The sequence below is a fragment of the Stenotrophomonas sp. UBA7606 genome (assembly GCF_002477705.1).
GTDB lineage: Bacteria > Pseudomonadota > Gammaproteobacteria > Xanthomonadales > Xanthomonadaceae > Stenotrophomonas.
Genome location: NZ_DLJW01000061.1, coordinates 1 through 9703, shown reverse-complemented (window position 1 = coordinate 9703; position 9703 = coordinate 1). Strand labels below are relative to the sequence as shown.

Here is a 9703-nt window from a genome sequence, read left to right as displayed (position 1 = left end):
CTGCCGGCCGGCATGCAGCTGGTTGGCACCATCGGTGATGAGTTGAGCCTGATCGCCTTGGCCGAGGCATTCCAGCAGGCCATCGCCTGGCAGCCGTCGCTGCCGCAGGCCTGCAGCAACTGGTGGCCGAAATGAAACTGCTCGACGGCGTCCGCGTTCTCGATCTCTCACGCATCCTTGCCGGCCCGTGGGCCACGCAGGTGTTGGCCGATTTTGGTGCCGACGTGATCAAGGTCGAGCGTCCCGGGGTGGGGGATGACACCCGTACCTGGGGCCCGCCCTATCTGCAGGATGCCGAAGGCCGCGATACCCGCGAGTCGGCGTATTACCTGTGCGCCAACCGTGGCAAGCGCTCGGTGGCGATCGACTTCACCACCGCCGAAGGCCAGGCCTTGCTGCGTGAGTTGGTGATGCAGTGCGATGTGCTGGTGGAGAATTACAAGGTCGGTGGGTTGAAGAAATACGGGCTGGATTTCACCAGCCTGCAGGCCATCAATCCGCGCCTGGTGTACTGCTCGATCACTGGCTACGGCCAGGACGGCCCCTATGCCCAGCGCGCCGGCTATGACGCCGCCATCCAGGCCATCGGTGGCCTGATGAGCGTCACCGGCGAAGCGGACGGTGCGCCCGGCGCCGGCCCGCAGAAAGTGGGCGTGGCCGCCACCGACCTGATGACCGGCATGTATGCGGCCACCGCCATCCTGGCGGCGTTGCGTCACGCCGAGCGCACCGGCGTGGGCCAGCAGATCGATCTGGCCCTGCTGGACACGCAGGTGGCATGGTTGGCCAACCAGGCGTCCAACTACCTGGTCGGTGGGGTGGTGCCAACCCGCCAGGGCACCGCGCACCCGAACATCGTCCCCTACCAGGTGATGCCGGCGGCCGATGGCTATTTCATGTTGGCCGTTGGCAACGACGGCCAGTTCGCGCGTTTGTGCGAGGTGATCGGCGAGCCGCAACTGGCCAGCGATCCGCGTTACGCCACCAACAATGCCCGTGTCGCCCACCGTGAGGAACTGGTGCCCTACCTGCAGCAGCGGCTGCGCACGCGCCCGGCCGCGCAATGGCTGGAGGCACTGGAAAAGGCAGTGGTGCCGGCCAACCCGGTCAACCGCATCGACCAGGTCTTCGACGACCCGCAGGTGCAGGCACGCGGGCTGCGCATCGAGCTGCCACACGCCGGCGGCGGCAGCGTGCCGATGGTGCGCAATCCGCTGAAGTTCTCCGCCACGCCGCTGCAGTACGGGCAAGCGGCGCCGGTGCTGGGCCAGCACACCCGCGAAGTACTGGAAGAGGTGTTGTCCATCGACGATGCACGCCTGCAGGCCTTGCAGGCGCAGGGCGTGGTGGGCGGCTGATCGGCCATGCAGGCTTTGTCCACGCCGCCTGTCGGCAGCAACCTGCGGGCGATTGCCGCGGCAGTGGCCGGCACCGTGTTCGAGTGGTTCGACTTCTTTCTGTACGGCTCACTTGCGGTGGTGCTGGGCCGGCAGTTCTTTCCGCCAGGGCATGAAACCGCTGCCTTGCTGTCGGCGCTGGCAGTGTTTGGTGCAGGCTGGGTGGTGCGGCCGCTGGGCGCGCTGATCTTTGGTCGCCTCGGCGACCGGGTAGGGCGCCGCCGCACCTTCCTGATCACCATCGTGCTGATGGGCACGGCCACCATCGGCATCGGTGCATTGCCTACCTATGCGATGGCCGGTGTGCTTGCACCCGTATTGCTGGTGAGCCTGCGGCTGCTGCAGGGCATTGCGGTAGGCGGCGAGTTTGGTGGTGCCGCCACCTATGTGGCCGAGCATTCGCAGCCATCGCGACGCGGGCTCAATACCTCGCTGGTGATGGGCACCGGGACGCTTGGCCTGTTGCTGGCGCTGGGCACGATCAGCCTGTGCCGGCATGCCTTGGGTGAGGACGCATTTGCGCAATGGGGCTGGCGGCTGCCGTTCCTGGCCTCGGTGCTGTTGCTGGGTTTGTCGGTGTACATGCGCCTGCACCTGGCCGAATCACCGGCCTTCGAGAAGCTGCAGCGCGAGGGCAAGGTGGCGACGTCGCCGTTGAAGGAAGCCTTCGGCAACCGTGATCACCTGAAGGCCATGCTGCTGGCGCTGGCGACAATGACCGCCGCGCAGGGCGTGGTGTGGAATGCGGGGCAGTATTTCCCGCTGGTATTCCTGCAATCGCCGCTGGGCCTGGACGTGGGCACGGCCGGTGAACTGATGATGTGTGCGCTGTTGTTGGCGGCGCCGTTGTTTCCGTTGGCCGGTTGGCTGTCCGATCGCATCGGCCGCCGGCCGGTGATCATCACCGGCTTCCTGTTGGCGGGCACCACCTTGTTGCCGGCTTTCAAATTGCTGGCGGCCCATGTGCGCCCCGAGCTGTCATTTGGCGCGGCGCTGGCGGTGCTGTGGTGGTTGTCGGTGCCGGTGGCGCTGGTCTGCGGCCCGGCCTCGGCGTATCTGGTGGAGTTGTTCCCCACCCGCATCCGCTACAGCGCGATTGGCCTGCCGTACCACCTGGGCAACGGCTGGTTTGGCGGCTTCATGCCGCTGGCGACGGCGGCCTTGAGCGCGCATTACCACAGTGATTTCGTTGGGCTGTTCTATCCGACGGCGATGGCCTTGCTGTGTGGCCTGTTGGCGCTATGGCTGATGCCGGAGACCCGGCTACGCGATATCACCCAATAGTTGCCAGGTTCGTAGCGCTGAGCCATGCGCGGCAGAAGCCGCCATGCCCTGTAGTGCCGAGCCATGCTCGGCAGCGGCTTTACCGGTAACGCCTCTTGCCGAGCATGGCTCGGCACTACACAGGTAACGCCTCTTGCCGAGCATGGCTCGGCACTACCGGGCAGTGCTTACGCGCCGCCGGGGAAGCCGTGCTGGCGCCAGGCTTCGTACACCACCACGGCGACCGAGTTGGACAGGTTCAGGCTGCGGTTGTGCGGCTGCATCGGCAGGCGCAGGCGATGGCCGTCGGGCAGGGCGTCCAGCAGCTCCTGCGGCAGGCCACGGGTTTCCGGGCCGAACAGGAAGGCATCGCCATCGGCGAACTGCACGGTGTCATAGCGCACGCTGGAGCGGGTACTCAATGCAAACAGGCGCTTGGGCATGATGCGCGCCAAAGCGGTTTCCAGGTCCGGGTGGACCTGCATCTGTGCGTACTCGTGATAGTCCAGGCCGGCGCGTTTGAGCTGCTTGTCACTGAGGTCGAAACCAAGCGGTTCGATCAGGTGCAGCCGCGCGCCGGTGTTGGCACAGAGCCGGATCACATTGCCGGTGTTCGGCGGGATCTCGGGCTGGTAAAGCACTACATCGAAAACAGGGGCAGAAGTCATCGGCGCAGTTTACGCCGGGTAGCGCGGGGAGGCTGGGTTAGTTGGACACCAGACCCTGTGCGACCACCTGACCGATGGCGTCCGCAGCGGCTTCGGCGGCCATGGCCTGCACCTGCTCCACGTCCGGGCGGACATTGATGGCCGGCAGCGAAACCACCCACTGGCTGGCACGGGCACCAATTGCCACCGGGCTGGCAGCGGCCAGGCGGGACGCCGCCTGTTCGGCCATCAGCTCGACGATCTGGCCGACGGTGGGGCGGACCTGCACGGCGGCCAAGGTGTGGATCGGGCTGTTGGCTTCATGTTCGGCCTGGGCCAACTGGTCAGCCGAGGGGCGGACCTGGACGGTCTCCAGGGTGGTGATGTCCGAGGCCTGCACCGAAGAAACAAAGCCGGTGCTGGCAATCAGGGCGATGGCAATGGCGAGGGACTTGGCGTTCATGGCGGGACCTGTTTGGTGTGTGTGAGCGGTGGTGTGGTAGTAAGGTAGTACACCAAATCTCGGAGCGCAAGAACTTTTTCGCTTTTTCGAGATTTGTTCAGCCTTTGGTCATGTTTCATCTGAGACGCCCGGGCTGCAGTTCCAAGGGGAGCAGGATGCGTGCCAAATACATCTATTTGATTTATTTGAATTATTTTCCGTTGCAGAGTGTCCGCTGTCCGGACAGTCAGGCATTGCCGCCTGTCCGGACGGACGTTCGGGCGATCCGGAGGTGTGTCGGACATGTGCATCGAGGGTTGAGTGCCTTCAGGTAGGGGCGCGCGGTCGGTACACATCCGTTCCGGCTGGGCAGGCAGCCAGGCTTATGAAAGGTCATTGGGGCGCTGCTTCTGCGCTGTATCCGGTCCTTGCAAGGACTTTTCCCATTACCGATGGGGTATGTCCGGCCCACCGGGAGCGGCTAGGATCGGCTTCCACCTGCAAACCCAAAGGGAAATGGAATGAACGCAGCTATGCCCCGTACTGCCGTGCTGACCCTTGCGCTGACCGCCGCGCTGGGCGGATTCATCAGCACACCGCTGGTTGCACAGGCCAAGCCGGCCGCCACCGCTGCAGCGGTGGATATCCCCTATGAGACCTTCACCCTGCCCAACGGCCTGCGGGTGGTCGTGCACACCGACCGCAAGGCACCGATCGTGGCGGTGAACATCTGGTACCACGTGGGTGCCAAGGACGAGCAGGTCGGCCGCACCGGCTTTGCGCACCTGTTCGAGCACCTGATGTTCCAGCGCAGCGAGAACCACGACGGCGAGTTCTTCGAACCGTTCAAGCAGGTGGGCGCGACCGATCAGAACGGCACCACCAATACCGACCGCACCAACTATTTCCAGAACGTGCCGACCACCGCGTTGGACATGGCGCTGTGGATGGAATCGGACCGCATGGGCCACCTGGTGGGGGCCATCGACCAGGCGGCGCTGGATGAGCAGCGCGGCGTGGTGCAGAACGAAAAGCGCCAGGGCGAGAACCAGCCCTATGGCCAGGTGTGGGACAAGTTGACCCGGGCCATGTACCCGGCCAACCACCCGTACCACCACGGCGTGATCGGTTCCATGAACGATCTCAACGCCGCCTCGCTGGATGACGTCAAGACCTGGTTCCACACCTGGTACGGCCCCAACAACGCAGTGCTGGTGTTGGCCGGTGACATCGACCTGGCTACCGCCAAGGAAAAGGTCGCCAAGTACTTTGGTGACATTCCGGCCGGCCCGAGCATGGCCCAACCGGCGGTCAATATCGCCCAGCGCCCGGCCACCACCCGTGAGGTGATGACCGACAAGGTGCCGCAGGCGCGCATCTACCGCGCCTGGAACGTGGCCCAGGTCGGCACCACCGACATCGACCAGCTCGACCTGTTCTCCTACGTGCTGGGCGGGGCCAAGTCCTCACGCCTGGACCAGCGCCTGCTGCACAACGACAAGCTGGTGGACAACATCAGCGCGATGACCGATGCCTCGCAGTTGGGCTCCAACTTCCTGATCATGGCCACGGTCAAGCAGGGCGTCGATCCGGCCAAGGTGGAGAAGGCCATCGACGAGGAGCTGAAGCGCCTGATCGCCGAAGGCCCCACCGCCGATGAACTCGAGCGCGCCAAGGTGCAGTCGCGTGCCGGCTTCGTGCGTGGCATCGAGCGCATTGGTGGCTTTGGCGGCAAGGCTGATGCGCTGGCGCAGTGCACCGTGTTCGAGGGTGACCCGGGATGCTTCCGTACCTCGCTGGCCAACATCGAGGCCGCTACCGCTGCCGACGTGAAGGCTGCCGGTGCCAAGTGGCTGGGCGTGGGTGACCACACCATCGTGGTCGAGCCAGGCGAGCGCGTGGCATTGGAAGAACTGCCGTCCGGCAAACCGACCCCGTTCAACGTGCCGGCCGTGGACCCCAAGTACAGCACCCTGCCCAGCCAGGTGGACCGTAGTGCCGGCGTGCCGCAGACGCGCAGCTTCCCGGAGTTGAAGTTCCCGCAGTTGCAGCGCGCGACCCTGAAGAACGGTACCCAGGTGGTCCTGGCCGAGCGTCACGATGTGCCGGTGGTGCAGTTCAGCTATGAGTTCGCCGGTGGTTTCACCGCCGACCAGGGCCGCAAGCCGGGCACCGCCAACTTCACCATGGGCATGTTGGATGAAGGCGCCGGCCAGCTTGGTTCGCTGGCGCTGGCCGATGCGGTGGAGCGCCTGGGTGCCAGCATTGGCGCAGGCGCGTCGCTGGATGGCGCCAATGTCTATCTGTCGGCATTGAAGGAGAACCTGGCGCCATCGCTGCAGCTGTACTCCGATGTGGTGCGTGCACCGCGCTTCGACCAGAGCGAGATCGATCGCATCAAGGCGACCTGGATTGCCGGCATCAAGCAGGAAAAGGTGCAGCCCAATGCCGTTGCCATGCGGGTGCTGCCGCCGCTGCTGTACGGGGCGGGCCATCCGTACGCCATCCCGTTCACCGGCAGCGGTGACGAAGCCGCCATCCAAGCGCTGACCCGTGATGACCTGACGGCATTCCACAAGCAGTGGCTGCGCCCGGAAGGTGCCACCCTGATCGTGGTTGGCGACACCACCCTGAAGGAGGTCGTGCCGCTGCTGGAGCGCAGCTTCGGCGACTGGAAGGGCGAAGGCGAAGCACCCCGGGTGGCAGCGCCCAGCGAGGTGGCCCGCCCGCAGGCAACGCGCGTCTACCTGATCGATCAGCCGGGTGCGGTGCAGGCCAACCTGTTCGCGGGTGAAGTCGTGCCGTCGACCAGGGACGCGGGGGCCACCCGTTTTGACATTGCCAATGGCGTGTTGGGCGGCGATTTCACCTCGCGCCTGAACATGAACCTGCGTGAGGACAAGCATTGGTCCTATGGCGCGCGTTCGATGGCATCCAGCGCCCTTGGCCAGCGGCCGTGGATGGCGATCGCACCGGTGCAGATCGACAAGACCGGCGAAGCACTGAAGGAAATGAACGCCGAGATCAGCCAGTTCGCCAGTGGCCAGCGTCCGCCGACCAATGCGGAAGTCGCGCGCATCCGCAATATCCAGACGTTGAGCCTGCCGGGCGCCTACGAGACCGCGGCATCGGTGATGAACACCATTGGCGGCATCGTGCGTTATGGCCGTCCGGATGACTACGTGTTCAAGCGCAAGGCCGAGATCGAGGCGATGACCCCGGCACAGGTGGCCGAAGCCGCCAAGACCCTGGATCCGTCGAAGTTGACCTGGGTGGTGGTGGGTGACCTGAAGCAGACCGAGGCCCCGATCCGCGCCTTGAACCTGGGCGAAGTCACCGTGATCGACGCCGACGGCAAGCCGGTGGAGAAGAAGTAAGCGTCAGGGCGCTGCCCACCGCTTTGAGCCCCTCTCCCGCATGCGGGAGAGGGGTTGGGGTGAGGGCAGCTTTCGCTGGTAAAGCCCTTGCCGAGCATGGCTCGGCACTACCGCTGTTGCCCCCTCCCTTTCGCGTAGCGAAGGGGAGGGTTGGGGAGGGGTAAGCCGTTCGCTCTGACAGCTCCGAGCCCCTCTCCCGCATGCGGGAGAGGGGCTGCTTGCGAACCAATGGTTCGCACCATTCGAACGACCTTGTGCCAGCGCAAGGGTCGGGGCGCGTAGCGGGGGTGGGGTGAGGGCAGCGTTCGCTGGTAAAGCCCTTGCCGAGCATGGCTCGGCACTACCGCTGTTGCTCCCTCCCATTCGCGTAGCGAAGGGGAGGGTTGGGGAGGGTAAGCCGTTGGCTCGGACAGCTCTGAGCCCCTCTCTCGTATTCGGAAGAGGGGCTGGGGTGAGGGCAGTTTTCGCCGGTAAAGTCCCTGCCGAGCATGGCTCGGCACTACCGCTTGTCGCGGTCAATACCTCTGGATCACCACCCGTTCATCCATTCGCGGCACAATCCGTTCTGGTCTTCACAAGGAATTGTCCATGCGCGTCCTGCTTCTGTCCGCCCTGATCGCTGCCACCGCTGCCTGCACCTGGGTGCCGATCGAATCCAGTGGCAAGGCCGTGCGCGTACTGCCTGCCGGCCCGGTGGCCCCTGGCTGCGTTGCCAAGGGCGAGATCGAGGTGACCGTGAAGAGCAAGGTTGGCTTCTACAACCGCAATCCGCTGCGGGTGCAGGAAGAACTGGAAACCCTGGCCCGCAACGAGGCCACCAGTGCCGGCGCCAATGCCGTGCAGGCCCTTGGCCTGCCTGCCGATGGCAGCCAGCGCTACTCGGCCTGGCAGTGTCCGCCGCGCTGATACGCGGCCCCCGGCGGCTCCATACGGCGGGCCGCCGATTTGTAAAGATGCGGTAAAAAGGCGCAGGGGCTAGAATAGCGCCCCCTTCGCCTGAGTCTTGGCGCTTTCCGATGCCTTTTCAAAATGTCTCGATCGCGGGACTGGCGCATATTGATGCGCCGCATACGCTGACCTCAAAGGAAATCAACGAGCGGCTCCAGCCCACCCTGGAACGCCTGGGTATCCGTGCCGATGTGCTGGGCGATATCGCCGGCATTCACGCGCGCCGTCTTTGGGACCAGGGTACGCAGGCCTCGGACGCAGCCACCATGGCCGGCCGCAAGGCGTTGGAAGATGCCGGCATCACCGCCGACAAGGTCGGTTTGCTGGTCAATACCTCGGTCAGCCGTGACTACCTGGAGCCGTCTACGGCCTCCATCGTGTCCGGCAACCTGGGCATTGGCGAAGATTGCGTCACCTTCGACATCGCCAACGCCTGCCTGGCCTTCATCAATGGCATGGACGTGGCGGCGCGCATGCTGGAGCGTGGCGACATCGACTACGCCCTGATCGTGGACGGTGAAACCTCGAACCTGGTCTATGAAAAGACCTTGGAGCGCATGATGTCCCCGGACATCACCGCCCAGCAGCTGCGCGACGAAGTGGCCGCGCTGACCACCGGTTCCGGTGCCGCCGCCATGGTGATGGCGCGCTCGGAGCTGGTGCCGGATGCCCCGCGCTACAAGGGCGGCGTGACCCGTGCCGCCAACCAGTGGAACAAGCTGTGCGTGGGCAACCTGGACCGCATGGTCACCGACACCCGCCTGCTGCTGATCGAAGGCATCAAGCTGGCTACCAAGACCTTTGAAGCCACCCGTGAAGCATTGGGTTGGGCGGTGGAGGAGATTGACCAGTTCGTCATCCACCAGGTCAGCCAGCCGCATACCAATGCCTTCATCAAGGCCTTCGGCATCGACCCGAAGAAGGTGATGACCATCTTCGGCGAGCACGGCAACATCGGCCCGGCCTCGGTGCCGATCGTGCTGAGCAAACTGCGCCAGCTGGGCAAGCTCAAGAAGGGCGACCGTGTCGCACTGATGGGCATTGGCTCGGGCTTGAACTGCACGATGGCCGAGGTGGTCTGGTAAGTTCCGGCCTCGCCGCGAACTTCCAGAACGCATGCTTTTCCTTCTCCCCTTGTGGGAGGAACAAAGGGCCTGCCCCCGCGAAGGCGGGGGTGCTCGAAGGGCGGAAGAGGGGAAGCGTGCGCAGCACGCAAGCGCCGGGAGTTAGAGCAGTTGTTCAAGCTCCTCCACTCCGGCCAACCCTCTCCCCAACCCCTCTCCCGGCGGGAGAGGGGCTCAGCAGCCGCAGGTGCGACCCGATGAACAAACTCCCCGGTTACCCCAGCAAGACCCACCGCTTCGAAGTCCGCCCCGGCGTGTCGATGAACTACATCGATGAAGGCCCGCGCGACGGCGAGGTGGTGGTGATGCTGCATGGCAATCCGTCGTGGAGCTATCTGTGGCGGCACCTGGTCAACGGCCTCAGCGACAAATACCGCTGCATCGTGCCCGACCATATCGGCATGGGTCTGTCCGACAAGCCCGACGACAGCCGCTACGACTACACCCTGCAGTCGCGGGTGGATGATCTGGACGCCCTGCTCCAGCACCTGGGCATCACCGGCCC

General features: G+C 64.9%; 8 protein-coding genes. 6 read left to right on the top strand and 2 right to left on the bottom strand.

Annotation, left to right across the window (positions count from 1 at the left end; translation table 11 throughout):
• Positions 1-131: 131 nt before the first annotated feature.
• Together B2527_RS08300 and B2527_RS08295 are read left to right on the top strand one after the other, a co-directional pair.
• Complete coding sequence (locus tag B2527_RS08300; RefSeq protein ID WP_293707818.1) at positions 132-1358, top strand: CaiB/BaiF CoA transferase family protein; 1227 nt, start codon at positions 132-134, stop codon at positions 1356-1358.
• 6 nt (positions 1359-1364) lie between these two features.
• Entirely contained in the window at positions 1365-2681 is a 1317-nt protein-coding gene (locus tag B2527_RS08295) for an MFS transporter (protein ID WP_293707816.1), read from the top strand.
• Positions 2682-2848: 167 nt separating this feature from the next.
• On the opposite strand, the gene trmL is transcribed toward B2527_RS08295, so the two are convergent.
• Both trmL and B2527_RS08285 read right to left on the bottom strand, forming a co-directional pair.
• Positions 2849-3328, bottom strand: coding sequence for a tRNA (uridine(34)/cytosine(34)/5-carboxymethylaminomethyluridine(34)-2'-O)-methyltransferase TrmL (gene trmL, locus B2527_RS08290; protein WP_293707815.1), 480 nt, complete (start codon positions 3326-3328; stop codon positions 2849-2851).
• 37 nt (positions 3329-3365) lie between these two features.
• A complete protein-coding gene (locus tag B2527_RS08285) occupies positions 3366-3770 on the bottom strand; it encodes a hypothetical protein (RefSeq protein WP_293707813.1) in 405 nt (134 codons plus the stop codon).
• Between the two features lie 512 nt (positions 3771-4282).
• Here B2527_RS08285 and B2527_RS08280 point away from each other — a divergent pair.
• The 4 genes from B2527_RS08280 to B2527_RS08265 all read left to right on the top strand — a co-directional run.
• Complete coding sequence (locus tag B2527_RS08280; RefSeq protein WP_414717041.1) at positions 4283-7126, top strand: M16 family metallopeptidase; 2844 nt, start codon at positions 4283-4285, stop codon at positions 7124-7126.
• A 588-nt stretch (positions 7127-7714) separates the two neighbouring features.
• Complete coding sequence (locus B2527_RS08275; RefSeq protein ID WP_293707809.1) at positions 7715-8032, top strand: DUF4156 domain-containing protein; 318 nt, start codon at positions 7715-7717, stop codon at positions 8030-8032.
• Between the two features lie 110 nt (positions 8033-8142).
• Positions 8143-9159, top strand: a complete 1017-nt coding sequence (locus tag B2527_RS08270; protein WP_293707807.1) for a 3-oxoacyl-ACP synthase III — start codon at positions 8143-8145, stop codon at positions 9157-9159.
• Between the two features lie 236 nt (positions 9160-9395).
• On the top strand, positions 9396-9703 hold a 308-nt coding region (locus B2527_RS08265; RefSeq protein WP_293707805.1), incomplete at its 3' end, for an alpha/beta fold hydrolase.

What these genes read in the sequence shown, in the direction of transcription:
- B2527_RS08300 (WP_293707818.1), top strand. Translation starts at nt 132, where the DNA reads ATGAAACTGCTCGACGGCGTCCGCGTTCTCGATCTCTCACGCATCCTT.
- B2527_RS08295 (WP_293707816.1), top strand. Translation starts at nt 1,365, where the DNA reads ATGCAGGCTTTGTCCACGCCGCCTGTCGGCAGCAACCTGCGGGCGATT.
- trmL (WP_293707815.1), bottom strand. Translation starts at nt 3,328, where the DNA reads ATGACTTCTGCCCCTGTTTTCGATGTAGTGCTTTACCAGCCCGAGATC.
- B2527_RS08285 (WP_293707813.1), bottom strand. Translation starts at nt 3,770, where the DNA reads ATGAACGCCAAGTCCCTCGCCATTGCCATCGCCCTGATTGCCAGCACC.
- B2527_RS08280 (WP_414717041.1), top strand. Translation starts at nt 4,283, where the DNA reads ATGCCCCGTACTGCCGTGCTGACCCTTGCGCTGACCGCCGCGCTGGGC.
- B2527_RS08275 (WP_293707809.1), top strand. Translation starts at nt 7,715, where the DNA reads ATGCGCGTCCTGCTTCTGTCCGCCCTGATCGCTGCCACCGCTGCCTGC.
- B2527_RS08270 (WP_293707807.1), top strand. Translation starts at nt 8,143, where the DNA reads ATGCCTTTTCAAAATGTCTCGATCGCGGGACTGGCGCATATTGATGCG.